Raw genomic sequence first — 14,685 nt, 5'->3', positions numbered from 1 at the left:
TGCTGGGGCGGAGCCGAGATGCTCGCTCAGACCTCGGTGACGGACCTGCGCCGGGCCAGTTCCGTGCGCGCTGCAGCGAGCATCTCCCGCACCGGCGCGGCCGGGATCGCGAGCATGGAACGGAGCTGCATATCGGCCTGGTGCGCCAGCATCTCGAGTCCGTCCGCCACCTCGCCCCCGCAGCTCTGGATCACCTCGGCGATCGGCGCGGGCCATGGGTCGTAGAGCACGTCGAGGACCACCCCGGGCACGGCGAGATCGGACTGAGCCCGCCATTGCTCGGCGACCGCACGGGCCCCCTCGATGGCCAAGGCGCTGACCACCACATCTGCGGCGAGCACCTCGTGATGCCGCTCCCAGGGGATCTGCTCCACGGCCACCCCACGGATGGCGGCATACTCCTCGAGCGATGCGAGCTTGTGCGCGCTGCGGGCCGAGAGCAGCACCCTCTGCACACCGAGCTCCGCCAGGGCGGCGAGGGCGCTCAGGGCGGTGGCACCCGAGCCGAGCACGGCACCGGTCTCCGGAGCGGCGGCACCGTGGTCCTGCAGTGCGGCGACGATGCCGTGGACGTCGTGGTTCTCGGCGCGCCATCCCTGGCCGGTGCGGATCAGGGTGTTGGAGATGCCGAGCTGGCGGGACGTCTCGTCGGCCTCGGAACCCAGCGAGAAAGCCTCGGGCTTGCCCGGCATGGTCACGCTGAGGCCCTGCAGCCCCCGCCCGGGACCCTGGCGGAGGAACTGCGCGAGCTCCCCGGCGCGCACCTGATGACGTTCGTAGACGGCGTCCGTGATGCCGAGCGCCTCATAGGCGGTGCGGTGGAGGATGGGCGAGAGGGAGTGCTCGACCGGCGAGCCGACCACCGCGAACCGACGCGGGCTCATCCCTTCGCGTCCGCCCATTCCTGCCACTCCTTGACGTTCTCCTCGTGCTCGGCCCAGGTGGCCGCGAACTTCGTCTCCCCGGTGTCGGTGTTCACGCTGACGAAGTACAGCCAGTCACCTTCAGGCGGCGCGTCGACGGCATCCAGCGCATTGGCCCCGGGCGCGGCGATCGGTCCAGGCGGCAGCCCCTGGTACTTGTACGTGTTGTAGGGGCTGTCCGTGGCGCGCTCCGCATCGGAGGTCCCCACGCTCGCGGACTTCCCGGTCACGTAGTGGACGGTGGAGTCGAACTGGAGCTTCATCGGCTTCCCCTTGGCCTCGCCGGCCCCCTCCAGACGGTTCTCGATGGTCCGCACGACCTTGCCGTAGTCCTCGGGTTTGCGCACCTCCATCTCCGCGAGGGAGGCGATGGTCAGCGACTCGTGCCACTGCTCCTGCGGGATGTCACGAGCGGTCAGCTCCTTCTCCATCCGATCCCACATCATCTGGATGACATCCTCGGCGGTGGCATCCTCGTAGATGTCATAGCGGCCGGGCCAGAGGTAGCCCTCGAGCGATCCGGCAGCGTTCTCGGGGATCCCGTAGCTGGTGTAGTCCTCGGCCGCAGCGGTGAAATCCTCGACCGGGATATCCGTCTCCGCAGCCAGCTGCTCCCAGATCTGGGTCAGCCGCTTCCCCTCGGGGATGATCACCCTCTGGCCGGCGAGGTTCGACGGATCCAGCAGTGCCTCCAGCGCATCCGCGGAGGTCATCTCCAGCTTCAGGCGGTAGATGCCGGGCTCGATGCGAGCGGCCTCGGGAGTGTTGGAGAAGAGGTTGACGAATGGGCCGGCGCTCTTGATCACTCCCATCTCCACGAGCGTGCCGGCGATGTCGGTACCGGTGTCGCCTTCGGCCACCTCGACCACCGCCTCGCCGCTGCCGGGCCCCGGATAGTCTGCGGCCTCCTGCTCGAGGCTGACGTTGGACGTGATCCAGCGGTACCCCTGGATCCCGCCGACGATGAGCCCGCCCACCACCAGCAGCACCAGCAGCACCGGCAGCACCCCCCGCAGGAATCCGTGGCGTCGACGCGACCGCTTGGGCCCTCTGCGACGTCCGCGTGCGCCATCCCGACCCGCCGCTGCGGGCTCGCCGCCCTGAGAATCCGCCAGGTCGACGAAGGAGAGCTCCTCGTCGTTCACAGGGTGTCCTCCTCGGTCGATGGCGGGATGGCGGTGGCGGGCACCCGCTCACCAGCGCGCGCCGCGGTGGACCGTTCGATGTCCAGCGCCTGCTGGAGGATCATCACTGCGGCCACCTGGTCGACGACCTGGCGGTGCTTGCGGCCCTTCCTGCCGGAGCTGTGGAGCGCCTTGTGCGCGGAGACGGTCGTCAGCCGTTCGTCGATGAGCCTGACCTCGAGCTCCGGAGAGCCTGCGGCGAGCTCCACGGCGAAGGTTCGCGCCTTCTGTGCCGCGACGCCTTCAGTGCCGTTCAACGACCGTGGGAGCCCCACCATGATGACATGCGCGTCGAGCTCCGCAGCCTCTGCCAGCACTCGCCCCACCGCCGTGTCACGGGCGAGGGTCTCGACCGGAGTGGCGATCATCCCGTCGAGGTCGCTGCGTGCCAGACCGACCCGCACATCACCGACGTCGACCCCGAGCCTGACCCCGCGGGGCAGCGACGGGGGCTGCTGTCGGGACTCCTCGCCGTTGCCCGGGCTCATGCGTCCTGAGCCGCCTCGATCGCCGCGTGCACAGCGGCCAGTGCCGCAGGCACCTGGGCGGGCTCGCCGCCGCCGCCCTGCGCCATGTCCGGCTTGCCACCGCCACGGCCACCCATCGCCTCGGCCGCGATGCGCAGCAGGGAGCCCGCGGCGAGGCCACGCTCGCGCGCGGCGGCGTTGGTGGCGATCACCAGGGCCGCCCGACCGCTCTCGTGGCCGGCGACCGCGACCGTCACCGGCGAGTCCTCGCCGAGCCGGGAGCGGAGGTCGAGGGCGAGGGTGCGCAGATCTCCTGCGGCGACACCTTCACCGGCATCGTGCGTCAGCACCCGGATGCCGGCGACCTCGGTGGTGGAGTCCACGAGTCGCCCGGCCTCAGCCTGCAGCTGCTGGCCGCGCAGCGCCGCGAGCTGCTTCTCCATGTCCTTCATCCGCTGGGTGAGGACGCGCACCCGCTCGGGCAGCTCCTCGGCGGCGCCGACCTTCAGCAGCTCGGACAGCTGGGAGACCAGTGCGTGCTCCTTGGCCTGGTGGCGGTAGGCGGAGAGCCCCACCAGCGCGTCGACGCGCCGCACCCCGCTGCCGATGGACGCCTCGCCCATCAGCTGCACGGTGCCGATCGCGCCGGTGCTGGAGACATGGGTGCCGCCGCACAGCTCACGGGACCAGTCACCGCCGATGGAGACCACGCGCACGACCTCCCCGTACTTCTCGCCGAACAGCGCCTGCGCGCCGAGGGACTTGGCCTCGTCCAAGGACATCTGCTGGTCGGTGACGGTCAGCTCGTCCTGCAGGAGCGTGTTCACGCGGCCCTCGATCTGCTCGAGCACCGACTTCGGCACGGCCTGGCCGTAGCGGAAGTCGAAGCGCATCCTGCCCGGGGAGTTCTCGGAGCCGGCCTGGGTGGCGCTGTGGCCGAGCTCCTCGCGCAGGGACTCGTGGACCATGTGGGTGGCGGTGTGGGCGCGGGCGATGGCGCCGCGTCGTTCGCCGTCGATGGTCGCGATCGCGGAGGCGCCCTGCGCGAGAGAGCCCTCGACGAGGCGCCCGCGATGGACGATCAGTCCGCGCACGGGCTTCTGCACGTCGTCGACCTCGATCAGGCCGCCGCCGGTGAGCGTGATGCGGCCCTGATCGGCGAGCTGGCCGCCGGACTCCGCGTAGAAGGGGGTGGAGGCGAGGACGACCTCGACCTGGGCCGGGGCCTCGACGGCGGTGACCAGCTTGCCGTCCACCAGCACCGACTCGACCGTGGTGGCGACGGTGTCCTCGGTGTATCCCAGGAAGGGCACCTCGCCGCCGCGCTCGGTGAGCAGCCGGTTGTAGATCGCGGTGTCGGTGTGTCCGGACTTCTTCGCGGCGGCGTCGGCACGCGCGCGCTCGCGCTGCTCCTGCATCGCTCCGCGGAAGGCGTCCGCGTCGACCTGCAGCCCGACCTCCTGCGCCATCTCCATGGTGAGGTCGATGGGGAAGCCGTAGGTGTCATGGAGGCGGAAGGCGTCGTCGCCGGCCAGGACCCGGCCGCCGCCGTTCTTCACCTCGCCCGCGAGCTGCTCGAAGATGGAGGTGCCCGTCTCCAGGGTGCGACGGAACGCCTCCTCCTCGGCGTAGACGATCTCGCTGATCCGCGGGAAGTCCGCCTCGAGCTCGGGATAGGACTCGACCATCAGGGATTTCGAGATCGGCAGCAGCGCGGGCATCGACGGCTGCGCGTAGCCGAGCAGCCGCATCGAGCGCACCGCCCGCCGGATCAGCCGGCGCAGCACGTAGCCGCGTCCCTCGTTGCCCGGGCGCACCCCGTCGGAGACCAGCATCAGCGCGCTGCGCACATGGTCGCCGATGATCCGCAGGTGGACGTCGTCCTCCTCGTCCCCGCCGTAGGCACGGCCCGAGAGCTCCTGCGCCTTCTCGATGACCGGGAAGATCTGGTCGATCTCGTACATGTTCTGCTTGCCCTGCAGCAGGTAGGCGACGCGCTCGACGCCGAGACCGGTGTCGATGGACTTCTGGTCCAGCTCGCCGAGGAGGGGGTAGTCCTTGCCCTTGCCCTCGCCGCGCAGGTACTGGTCGAAGACCAGATTCCAGATCTCGATGTAGCGGTCCTCGCCCTTCTCGTCTCCGGGCCATTCGGGGACGGTGCCGGTGACGGCGTCGGGTCCGTACTCGGGGCCGCGGTCGTAGTGCCACTCGCCGCACGGACCGGCGGGACCGGGCTGGCCGGTGTCCCAGAAGATCTCCTCGCGCGGCAGGCGCACCACGCGCTGCGGGTCCAGGCCCACGACCTCCGTGACGTGGCGGTAGGACTCCTCGTCCTGCTCCCAGACGGTGAACCAGAGGCGCTCGGGGTCGAACCCGAAGCCGCCATCGTCCTGGGAGGTGGTCAGCAGCTCCCAGGAGAAGTCGATCGCTCCGGTCTTGAAGTAGTCGCCGAAGGAGAAGTTCCCGGCCATCTGGAAGAAGGTGCCGTGGCGCGTGGTGCGGCCGACGTTCTCGATGTCATTGGTGCGGATGCACTTCTGGACGCTCGCCGCGCGGGGGTAGGGAGACTTCTCCGTCCCGACGATGTACGGGATGAAGGGGACCATCCCGGCGATCGTGAACAGGATCGACGGGTCGGAGGACACCAGCGAGCTGCTGGGCACGATCTCGTGGTTCTTCTTCGCGAAGAAATCGAGCCAGCGATGACGGATCTCGGAGGTGCGCATGGTCGGGAGGTGTCCTTCCTGGAACAGCCGGGGTGGGCCCGCTCTGCGGGCGAGGTGCTTCTGCGGACACGAAGGCCCCGGTCAGGGTACCGGAGTACACCCGCCGGGGCCTGTCGCGCCGCGGTGAAGAAAGGTCAGCGAGCGTAGTACTCGACGACCATCTGGACCTCACAGGTCACGGGGACCTCAGCGCGCTTGGGGCGCGCGACGAGCTGGGCCTTCAGCTCGGGAAGCTCGACCGAGAGGTACGAGGGGGTCTTGGCGAGGACGTCGGAGTTGCCGCCCTCAGCAGCGATCTGGAACGACTCCATCGCCTGTGACTTGGGCTTGACCTGGATGGTCTGGCCCGGGGAGACGCGGTACGAGGGACGGTCCACCAGCTTGCCGTCGACCAGGATGTGGCGGTGCACCACGGCCTGGCGGGCCTGGAGGGTGGTGCGGGCGAAGCCGGAGCGCAGGACGAGCGCGTCCAGGCGCATCTCCAGCAGCTCGACCATGCTCTCACCCGTCAGACCGGGCTCCTTCTTGGCGTCCAGGTAGGCGCGGTGCATCTGCTTCTCGCGGATTCCGTACTGCGCGCGCAGACGCTGCTTCTCCTTGAGTCGCACTGCGTAGTCCGACTCGGTACGACGGCGAGCACGGCCGTGCTCGCCCGGGGGGTACGGGCGCTTCTCGAAGTACTTGACGGACTTCGGGGTGAGCGGGAGCCCGAGGGCTCGGGACAGGCGCGCCTGACGGCGCGCGCGGGTGACGTTGGTCACGAGGTATACCTCTTGTTCGCGTGTGGTGAATCCAGTCGTGCAGCCGCGGATTCAGCGACCCACATTACCGCAGCAACTCCTCGAGGTCCACGATCGACGACACTGGTCACGCCTTACTTCCTGTGGAGTGCCTCACGCCGGCTCCCGGCCGGGGCGGCGTGCCTGGTGCGGCGCCTCAGCGCCCCCGCGCATCGCCCCGCGCAGCAGCTCATCGGCGTCCGTGCATTTCAGCATCGCAGCGCCACCTCCGCTATCGCAGCGCCACCTCAGCTCGAGGTCACGAGCGCAGGATCCGTCGCAGCGCCTCGACCCGGCTCCGGGTGCGCTCCTCGTTCCCGTGGCCCTTGGGGTGGTAGTAGTCCACGCCCACCAGGTCATCGGGTGCGTACTGCTGGGCCACCACCCCGTGCGGGGCGTCATGCGCGTACCGGTACTCGGTGCCGTGCCCGAGCTTCTTCGCGCCGGAGTAGTGCGCATCGCGCAGGTGCGCCGGGATGCCCTGGCCCTTCCCCGCCCGGACATCGGCGATGGCCGCATCGAGTGCCTGGTAGGAGGCGTTGGACTTGGGCGCGGTGGCGATATGGACCACGGCCTGTGCGAGCGGGATCCTCCCTTCGGGCATGCCGAGCATCTGCACCGCCTGCATCGCGGCGACGGCGACCTGGAGGGCGCTCGGATCGGCCATGCCGACCTCCTCCCCGGCGGCGATCACCACTCGGCGGGCGATGAAGCGGGGGTCTTCCCCCGCCTCGATCATCCGCGCCAGGTAGTGCAGGGCTGCGTCGACATCGCTGCCGCGCATCGACTTGATGAAGGCGCTGGTGACGTCATAATGCTGGTCCCCGGCCCGGTCGTAGCGCACGGCGGCTCGGTTGACGGCCTGGGAGAGCACCGCAGCATCGATCTCCGGGGTCTCCTTCATCAGCGCCGCCGCCGCGGCCGCCTCGAGGGATGTGAGGATCTTGCGGGCGTCCCCGCCGCCGAGCCGCAGCAGCGCCTCGCGAGCGTCGTCGGTCAGGGTCACGGAGCCCGCCAGGCCGCGCTCGTCCTCGAGCGCACGATCGACGAGCGCGTCGAGGTCCTCCTGCTCCAGCGACTCGAGGGTGAGCACGATCGAACGGGAGAGCAGCGGCGAGATGACCGAGAAGTAAGGGTTCTCCGTGGTCGCGGCGATCAGCGTGACCCAGCGGTTCTCGACGCTCGGCAGCAGGGCGTCCTGCTGGGATTTCGAGAAGCGGTGCACCTCGTCGACGAACAGCACCGTCTCGCGACCGATCGTCCGCAGCCGGGAGCGGGCCTGGTCCACGACCTCACGGATGTCCTTGACGCCGGCGAGGACGGCGGAGACCTCGACGAACTCGCGATCGCCGGACTGTGCGACGACGTAGGCCAGGGTGGTCTTGCCGGTGCCGGGCGGGCCCCACAGGATCAGGGAGCTGGGCGCGGTGCGGGAGTCGTCGGCTCCGACCAGGCGCCGCAGGGGGCTGCCCGGCTTGAGCGCGTCGCGCTGCCCCACCACCTCCTCGAGGGAGCGCGGGCGCATTCGCACCGCGAGCGGTGCGCGGTGGTCGCGGTTGCGATCCGAGAGCGTGCGCGGTGCGGGTTCATCGCCGCTCAGCGAGAAGAGGTCCTCGTCCATCCCCCCAGCCTAGGCCGAGGTGGCGACGCGGGCGCGCCGGGGCTCAGCGGCGGGGATCGAGCTCACGGGAGAGCCGTCCGGGCCACGCGGGGCCCTCGTAGATCATCGCGGTGTAGCCCTGGACCAGATCTGCGCCGGCATCGAGGCGGTCGCGCACGTCCTGGGCGCTGGTCACGCCGCCGCAGCTGATGATCACCGCGTCCTGCGGAAGGGTGGTGCGCAGCAGCTGCAGCACCTGCATCGAGCGGTCGGCGAGAATCGGCCCGGAGAGCCCGCCGGCACCGATCTGCTCGACCCGAGAGCGCGCGGTCGCCAGTGAGTCCGGGCGGGCGATGGTGGTGTTGGTCGCGATCACGCCCGCCAGCCCCACCTCGGCGGCGAGCCGGGCGACCGCCTGCACATCGCCGTCATGCAGATCAGGGGCGATCTTGACCAGCACCGGCACCTCCCGACGCAGCCGGGTCCGTACCGCAACAGCTTCCTGGACCACCGCCTCGAGGATCGGTCGGAGCATCTCGACGCTCTGGAGATCCCGCAGTCCGGGGGTGTTCGGGCTGGAGACGTTGATGGCGAGATAGCTGGCGTAGGGGGCGAGCAGCCGGGCGGAGAAGCGGTAGTCCTCAGCGGCGTCCTCGAGGGCGGTCACCTTGGACTTGCCGATGTTCACGCCGATCACGGCGCGCTGGCCACGTTCGGTGCGGCGCGCTCTGGCCAGCCGACGCGCCAGCGCCTGAGCTCCGTGGTTGTTGAAGCCCATACGGTTGATCAGGGCCCGGTCCTCGATCAGCCGGAAGGATCGCGGCCGGGGGTTCCCGGGCTGTGCCTTGGCGGTCACGGTGCCCACCTCGACATGGCCGAAGCCGAGATCGAGCAGTGCCAGCGGCACCTCGCCGTCCTTGTCGAAGCCTGCGGCCAAGCCCAGCGGGCTGCGGTGCTCGGCGCCGAGCACCCGGCGGGTGGGCCCGGTGTCCCGCAGCGGGTCCGTACCGCCGAACAGGGCCCGCAGCAGCTGCGGGCCTCCCGGCAGGCGATGAGCGTTTGCGAGCGCCCGCACCGTGAGCCGATGAGCCTGTTCCGGGTCGAGCCGGCTCAGCACGCGGCGGAAGAGCACGTCATAGGGCCCACGTCGAGGGGCGTCGTCAGGGGTCACGAGGGATACCGTACGCGTTCCTGGTCGCGGATCTCAGTCCACAGGTCCCGAACGGCGTACTCGCGGTGCTCGCGACAGGTAGAACAGGGCGAGCACGGGCAACAGCAGGGGGACGAAGCCGTAGTCCTTGCCGTAGACGCCCCAGACCGTCCCATCCGGGAACAGCGCCGGATCGAGCAGGGTGAGGGTGCCGACGATGAGCACCCCAGCGAGTTCCGCGATGCACAGCGCCCTCGCCACCGGGGAGCCGCGGCCGCGACGCACCAGAGCGATGGTGACGGCGATGTAGGTCACGGCGGCGAGCAGGGAGAGGCTGTACGCGACCGGTGCGAAGGAGAAGTCACGCAGCACCTGCACCAGGCTGCGCGCGGTCGCCGACAGCGCGAAGATGCCGTACACCGCGATCAGCACGATCTCGAAGCCGCGCCCGGCGCGCTCGGGGCGACCCGGCGACGCCGCCGCCGCGCCCTTGCCGTGCTCAGCGCCCTTGACGTTCTTGACGTTCTCGACGTTCTCGACGTTCATGCGAAGCCTCCCGGCCAGATCTGCTCCAGCCTCATCAGCAGCACCATGGAGACCGCCGCGCAGACGGCGATGACGAGGCTTCCCCAGCGGCTGCGTTCGAACAGTCCCATCCAGCCGCCGCCGACCGCCATCAGCAGAGCCGTGAGGAGATAGCCGTAGAGCGTGACCCGCTCGGGAGGGTTCCCGCCGGCGAGGTCCTTGAGCCCCAGGGCGATGCCCAGCACGGCCCAGGACGCGGCCAGCAGGGCGCACGCGCCCAGCAGCACCAGATCGGCGTTCAGGTCACGCGCTGTGTAGTAGATCCCGAGCAGGGCGGTCAGCCCGCCCAGCACCAAGACCACGATGCTCAGCACCGTCATCTGCTTCTCCGCCCTCCTCCGTGGTACGCCGACATCGTGTCCGGCCCGCCCCTACGATAGAGCCATGCCCACCATCACCATCACCGATGCATCTCTGCGCGACGTCGCTGCCGACGTCCTCATCCTCCCCCTCCTCGCGGGCGCCGACGGCGCCCCCGCGACGGTGCCCGGCGCACCGGAGATCTCCGAGGCCATCTCGGGTCTCGATGCCTCCTCCGCCCGAGGCGATCTCCACCGGATCCCCTCCTACGGACTGGCCTCCGCAACCTCGCTGCTGCTGGTCGGCCTCGGTGACGAGGATCTCGCCAAGGTCGAGGACGAGGACTTCCGGCTCGCCTTCGGCGCGGCCACCCGCTCGCTCGCCGGGGTCGAGAACGCCGCGATCGCCGTGCCCACCGCCACCACGCAGCAGCGCGCCGCAGCCCTCGAGGGCGCCGCGCTCGGCGCCTACACCTTCACCACCTACAAGACCGGCACCGGTGCCGGTGCACCGAAGGCCGCCCTCGCAGCCCTCACCCTGATCACCGAGGGCGACGCCGACGCCGCCCAGACCGCGGTCGACCGCTCCGGCGTGCTCGCCGAGATCGTCGGCATCGTGCGCGACCTCGTCAACACGCCCCCGAACCTGCTCCATCCCGCCGAGTTCGCCCGCCGCGCCGAGGAGCTCGTCGCCGAGCTGCCGATCACGGTGACCGTCCTGGACGAGAAGCAGCTTGCCGAGGGCGGCTACGGCGGCATCGTCGGCGTCGGCCAGGGATCGACCCGCCCGCCGCGCCTGGTGCGCCTGGAGTACGCCCCCGCGAAGGCCACCAGCTCTGTCGCCCTGGTCGGCAAGGGCATCACCTTCGACACCGGCGGCATCTCGCTCAAGCCCGCGGCCGGCATGGACGACATGACCTCCGACATGACCGGCGCCGCCACCGTGCTGGCGGCAGCTGTCGGTGCCGCCCGCCTCGGCCTCGAGGTCAAGGTCACCACCTACCTCGCCCTGGCCGAGAACATGCCCGGCGGTGGGGCTCAGCGCCCCGGTGACGTGGTCACCATGCGCAATGGGAGGACTGTCGAGGTGCTCAACACCGATGCGGAGGGGCGGATGGTGATGGCCGACGCGCTGGTCGATGCGGTCGCCGAGAACCCCGATCTGGTGGTCGACGTCGCCACCCTCACCGGTGCGGCGGTGGTGGCGCTGGGCAAGCGCACCGCCGGCGTGATGGGCACCTCCGAGGGCCGCGACCTCGTGATGGCGGCCTCTGAGACCACCGGCGAGCCGTTCTGGCCGCTCCCCTTCCCCAGCGAGCTGCGTGCCGATCTCACCGGCCGCGTCGCTGATCTGCGCAACATCGGGGACCGACCGGGCGGTGCGCTCTCGGCGGGCATCTTCCTGGCCGAGTTCGTGGGCGATACCCAGTGGGCGCATCTGGACATCGCGGGACCGGGCTACGCCTCCTCGCCCCTGGGCTACATGGGCAAGGGCGCCACCGGGATGAGCACCCGCACCGTGCTGCAGATCCTCGCGGACGTCGCCTCACGCCCCGCACCGTGATGCGCACCGCACCACAGCACTGAGAGATCGCGCGAAGCAGTCGGCCCGGCGCCGCCTGGTGGCCTAGCATGGGACACGCAGGCGGCGCCGTCGGCCATCCAGGTCCGGGCGGGTCGCGGAGTGACGTATACACCGAGGAGCACACAGGTGGCGGAGACAACCACTGACCAGTTCGACGTCGTGATCCTGGGCGGTGGCAGCGGCGGCTATGCGGCCGCGCTGCGCGGAGCCCAGCTCGGCCAGAAGATCGCGCTCGTGGAGAAGGACAAGCTCGGTGGCACCTGCCTGCACCGCGGCTGTGTCCCGACCAAGGCGCTGCTGCACGTCGGCGAGCTCGCCGACGCCCCGTCCGAGGCCGCTGATGCCGGCGTCGACCTCACTCTGAACGGCATCGATGCCGCGAAGGTGCTCGGCTTCAAGGACAAGATCATCGGCCGGCTCTACAAGGGCCTGCAGGGCCTGGTGAAGTCGCGCAAGGTCGAGTACGTCGAGGGCTTCGGCACGCTCACGGGACCGAACACCGTCTCGGTCGAGACCGAGTCCGGCACCCGCACCCTGACCGGCAAGAACATCATCCTGGCCTCCGGCTCGTACTCGAAGACCCTTCCGGGCATCGACCTCGGCGGCCGCTTCCTCGACTCCGAGGCCGCGTTGCAGCTGCCCGAGATCCCCAAGAACCCCATCATCCTGGGCGGCGGCGTGATCGGGGTCGAGTTCGCCTCGATCTGGAAGTCGCTCGGCGCGGAGTCCGTGACCATCATCGAAGGCCTCCCCCACCTGGTCGCCAACGAGGACGAGGCGCTGTCCAAGGCACTCGAGCGCGCGTACAAGAAGCGCGGGATCAAGTTCTCGCTGGGCATCTTCACCGAGAAGGCCGAGCAGACCGAGTCCGGGGTGAAGGTCACCCTCGCCGACGGCAAGGTCTTCGAGGGCGACTACCTGCTGGTCGCTGTGGGTCGTGGCCCGAACACCTCAGGGCTCGGCTACGAGGAGCAGGGCATCGAGATGGATCGCGGCTTCGTGCTCGCGAACAACGAGACCCTCGAGACCAACGTCCCCGGCGTCTACGCCGTGGGTGACATCGTCCCCGGCCTGCAGCTCGCGCACCGCGGCTTCGCCCAGGGCATCTTCGTGGCCGAGCGGATCGGCGGCCTGAACCCGGCACCGATCGTCGAGTCCGGCATCGAGCGGATCACCTATTGCGAGCCCGAGCTCGGTTCCGTGGGTCTGTCCGAGAAGCAGGCCAAGGAGCAGCTGGGCGAGGACGCCGTCGAGGTCTACGAGTACAACCTCGGTGGCAACGGCAAGTCCCAGATCCTCGGCACCACCGGCTTCATCAAGCTCGTCCGCGAGAAGGACGGGCCCATCATCGGCGTCCACATGATCGGCTCGCGCACCTCCGAGCTCATGGGCGAGGCGCTGCTCATCGTCAACTGGGAGGCCTACCCCGAGGATGTCGCCTCCCTCATCCACGGCCACCCCTCGCAGCACGAGGCCCTGGGCGAAGCTGCGCTCGCCCTCGCCGGCAAGCCGCTGCACGCCCACGCCTGAATCTTCCAGGAGGAGAAAACCCCATGTCTGAAACCGTGAAGATGCCGGCACTCGGCGAGTCTGTCACCGAGGGCACCGTCACCCGCTGGCTCAAGGCCGTGGGCGACACCGTCGAGGTCGACGAGCCGCTGCTGGAGGTCTCGACCGACAAGGTCGACACCGAGATCCCCTCGCCCGTCGCGGGTACCATCGAGAAGATCCTGGTCGAGGAGGACGAGGACGCCGAGGTCGGCGCCGATCTCGTCGTCATCGGCGATGGTTCCGGCTCTGAGGCTGCCGGATCGGCTGTTTCCGGTGCTGAGGCCGCTTCCGAGGAGGCCCCCGCCGAGTCGGAGGACGCTCCCGCCGAGGGCGAGGATCTCGCCTCCGACGAAACCGTCGCCCCGTCCACCGATGAGGAGGCTCCGGCCGGCGAGGACGAGAAGCCTGCCGAGGCTTCCGGCGATGCCGATTCCGGCACCTCCGGCGGCGCCGCCTCCGGTGAGGAGGTGACGATGCCCGCGCTCGGCGAGTCCGTCACCGAGGGCACCGTCACCCGCTGGCTCAAGGAGGTCGGCGACACCGTCGAGATCGACGAGCCGCTGCTCGAGGTCTCCACCGACAAGGTCGACACCGAGATCCCCTCCCCTGTCGCGGGCACCCTGCTGGAGATCAAGGTCCAGGAGGACGAGGACGCAGAGGTCGGCGCCGTGCTGGCAGTGGTCGGCTCCGGTGCTGCGGCCTCTGCTCCCGCAGAGCAGCCCTCCGCCCCGGCGCCCAAGGCTGAGGAGAAGCCTGCTGAGGCTCCCGAGGCCGAGGAGAAGCCTGCCGAGGCACCCAAGGCTGAGAAGGCTGAGGCTCCGAAGGCAGAGCCCGCGAAGGCTGAGGCCCCCAAGGCAGAGGCAGCTGCGGCGGCGCCGAAGGCCTCCGATGCCGTCTCCGGTGCGGAGTCCTCCGGCTATGTCACTCCGCTGGTACGGAAGATGGCGGCCGAGGCCGGCGTCGACCTGTCGAACGTCAAGGGCTCCGGCCTGGGCGGACGCATCCGCAAGCAGGATGTGCAGCAGGCGATCGATGCGCAGAAGGCCGCCGCTTCGGCTCCTGCCGCCGCCGCAGCGCCCGCAGCCGCCCCGGCAGCCCCCAAGGTCGAGGTCTCCTCGAAGCGTGGCACCGAGGAGAAGATGCCGCGCATCCGCAAGGTCATCGGCCAGCGGATGACGGAGTCGCTGCACGGGATGGCCCAGCTGACCACCGCGGTCGAGGTCGATCTGACCCGTATCGCGAAGCTGCGCGCCCGCGCCAAGGAGGACTTCGCCGCCCGTGAGGGTGCGAAGCTCACCTTCCTCCCGTTCCTGATGATGGCAGCGGTGGAGGGTCTGAAGACCTACCCGCAGCTGAACTCCAGCATCGAGGGCGACAAGATCGTCTACCACGGCTCCGAGAACATCGGCATGGCGGCGGACACCGAACGCGGTCTCGTGGTTCCTGTGATCCGCAATGCCGGCGATCTGAACCTGGCGGGCCTGGCTCGTCAGATCGGCGATCTGGGTGGCCGTGCCAAGGGCAACAAGCTGGTTCCGGACGATCTCGCCGGTGCCACGTTCACCATCACCAACACCGGTTCCGGCGGTGCGCTGTGGGACACCCCCATCGTCCCCGCGCCGCAGGTCGGCATCCTGGGCACCGGCACCATCACCAAGCGTCCGGCGGTCGTGCAGAACGCCGAGGGTGACGACACCATCGCCATCCGCTCGATGATGTACCTGTTCCTCTCCTACGACCACCGCATGGTCGACGGCGGCGACGCCGCACGCTTCCTCACCTTCATGAAGAAGCGGCTCGAGGAGGGCGCGTTCGAGGCAGAGCTGGGCCTGTGAG

At 69.9% G+C, this 14,685-nt stretch carries 12 protein-coding genes; 3 read left to right on the top strand and 9 right to left on the bottom strand.

The annotated features are described in order from the left end of the window. Window positions 1-26: 26 nt before the first annotated feature. The 9 genes from ACT3UF_RS18620 to ACT3UF_RS18580 all read right to left on the bottom strand — a co-directional run bounded on the left by ACT3UF_RS18620 (window position 27) and on the right by ACT3UF_RS18580 (window position 9,734). The gene (locus ACT3UF_RS18620; RefSeq protein WP_441442999.1) at window positions 27-902 is read right to left on the bottom strand and encodes a shikimate dehydrogenase; all 876 of its coding nucleotides are present in this window, start codon (window positions 900-902) and stop codon (window positions 27-29) included. Continuing rightward, window positions 881-2,068, bottom strand: coding sequence for an endolytic transglycosylase MltG (mltG, locus tag ACT3UF_RS18615; protein ID WP_441442998.1), 1,188 nt, complete (start codon window positions 2,066-2,068; stop codon window positions 881-883). The genes ACT3UF_RS18620 and mltG overlap by 22 nt, the downstream gene beginning before the upstream one ends. Then, on the bottom strand, window positions 2,065-2,595 hold the full coding sequence (ruvX, locus tag ACT3UF_RS18610; RefSeq protein ID WP_441442997.1) for a Holliday junction resolvase RuvX: 531 nt from the start codon (window positions 2,593-2,595) through the stop codon (window positions 2,065-2,067). Before ruvX ends, mltG begins: the two co-directional genes overlap by 4 nt. Continuing rightward, a complete protein-coding gene (alaS, locus tag ACT3UF_RS18605) occupies window positions 2,592-5,300 on the bottom strand; it encodes an alanine--tRNA ligase (protein ID WP_444501873.1) in 2,709 nt (902 codons plus the stop codon). The genes ruvX and alaS overlap by 4 nt, the downstream gene beginning before the upstream one ends. Window positions 5,301-5,434: 134 nt before the next feature. Continuing rightward, complete coding sequence (rpsD, locus tag ACT3UF_RS18600; RefSeq protein ID WP_299305334.1) at window positions 5,435-6,061, bottom strand: 30S ribosomal protein S4; 627 nt, start codon at window positions 6,059-6,061, stop codon at window positions 5,435-5,437. A 277-nt stretch (window positions 6,062-6,338) separates the two neighbouring features. Then, complete coding sequence (locus ACT3UF_RS18595) at window positions 6,339-7,700, bottom strand: replication-associated recombination protein A (protein ID WP_442331675.1); 1,362 nt, start codon at window positions 7,698-7,700, stop codon at window positions 6,339-6,341. Between the two features lie 43 nt (window positions 7,701-7,743). After that, window positions 7,744-8,850 (bottom strand): quinone-dependent dihydroorotate dehydrogenase, encoded by a 1,107-nt coding sequence (locus tag ACT3UF_RS18590; protein ID WP_444501874.1) that lies wholly within the window; start codon window positions 8,848-8,850, stop codon window positions 7,744-7,746. A gap of 33 nt (window positions 8,851-8,883) precedes the next feature. After that, window positions 8,884-9,375 carry a hypothetical protein gene (locus ACT3UF_RS18585; protein WP_442331677.1) on the bottom strand — a complete coding sequence of 164 codons (492 nt, stop codon included), beginning with the start codon at window positions 9,373-9,375 and terminating at the stop codon, window positions 8,884-8,886. Next, complete coding sequence (locus tag ACT3UF_RS18580) at window positions 9,372-9,734, bottom strand: hypothetical protein (protein ID WP_441442992.1); 363 nt, start codon at window positions 9,732-9,734, stop codon at window positions 9,372-9,374. The genes ACT3UF_RS18585 and ACT3UF_RS18580 overlap by 4 nt, the downstream gene beginning before the upstream one ends. A 64-nt stretch (window positions 9,735-9,798) precedes the next feature. Here ACT3UF_RS18580 and ACT3UF_RS18575 point away from each other — a divergent pair, with 64 nt between their 5' ends. From ACT3UF_RS18575 to sucB, 3 genes are all read left to right on the top strand, one after another. Next, window positions 9,799-11,277, top strand: coding sequence for a leucyl aminopeptidase (locus tag ACT3UF_RS18575; RefSeq protein ID WP_442331678.1), 1,479 nt, complete (start codon window positions 9,799-9,801; stop codon window positions 11,275-11,277). A gap of 147 nt (window positions 11,278-11,424) precedes the next feature. Further along, complete coding sequence (gene lpdA / locus ACT3UF_RS18570; protein WP_441442990.1) at window positions 11,425-12,828, top strand: dihydrolipoyl dehydrogenase; 1,404 nt, start codon at window positions 11,425-11,427, stop codon at window positions 12,826-12,828. Between the two features lie 23 nt (window positions 12,829-12,851). Next, window positions 12,852-14,684: a 2-oxoglutarate dehydrogenase, E2 component, dihydrolipoamide succinyltransferase gene (gene sucB / locus ACT3UF_RS18565; protein WP_444501875.1), complete on the top strand. Its 1,833-nt coding sequence runs from the start codon at window positions 12,852-12,854 to the stop codon at window positions 14,682-14,684. The last annotated feature ends 1 nt before the right edge of the window (window position 14,685 follow it).

This window comes from Brachybacterium sp. AOP24-D1-21 (assembly GCF_052378665.1).
In the GTDB taxonomy this organism is placed as follows: Bacteria; Actinomycetota; Actinomycetes; order Actinomycetales; family Dermabacteraceae; genus Brachybacterium.
This window is presented reverse-complemented; position numbering and strand designations above follow the sequence as displayed.

Excerpts from the sequence above, each read along its gene's own strand:
- ACT3UF_RS18620 (WP_441442999.1), bottom strand. The coding sequence starts at position 902 with ATGGGCGGACGCGAAGGGATGAGCCCGCGTCGGTTCGCGGTGGTCGGC.
- ruvX (WP_441442997.1), bottom strand. The coding sequence starts at position 2,595 with ATGAGCCCGGGCAACGGCGAGGAGTCCCGACAGCAGCCCCCGTCGCTG.
- alaS (WP_444501873.1), bottom strand. The coding sequence starts at position 5,300 with ATGCGCACCTCCGAGATCCGTCATCGCTGGCTCGATTTCTTCGCGAAG.
- ACT3UF_RS18595 (WP_442331675.1), bottom strand. The coding sequence starts at position 7,700 with ATGGACGAGGACCTCTTCTCGCTGAGCGGCGATGAACCCGCACCGCGC.
- ACT3UF_RS18585 (WP_442331677.1), bottom strand. The coding sequence starts at position 9,375 with ATGAACGTCGAGAACGTCGAGAACGTCAAGAACGTCAAGGGCGCTGAG.
- ACT3UF_RS18580 (WP_441442992.1), bottom strand. The coding sequence starts at position 9,734 with ATGACGGTGCTGAGCATCGTGGTCTTGGTGCTGGGCGGGCTGACCGCC.
- ACT3UF_RS18575 (WP_442331678.1), top strand. The coding sequence starts at position 9,799 with ATGCCCACCATCACCATCACCGATGCATCTCTGCGCGACGTCGCTGCC.
- sucB (WP_444501875.1), top strand. The coding sequence starts at position 12,852 with ATGTCTGAAACCGTGAAGATGCCGGCACTCGGCGAGTCTGTCACCGAG.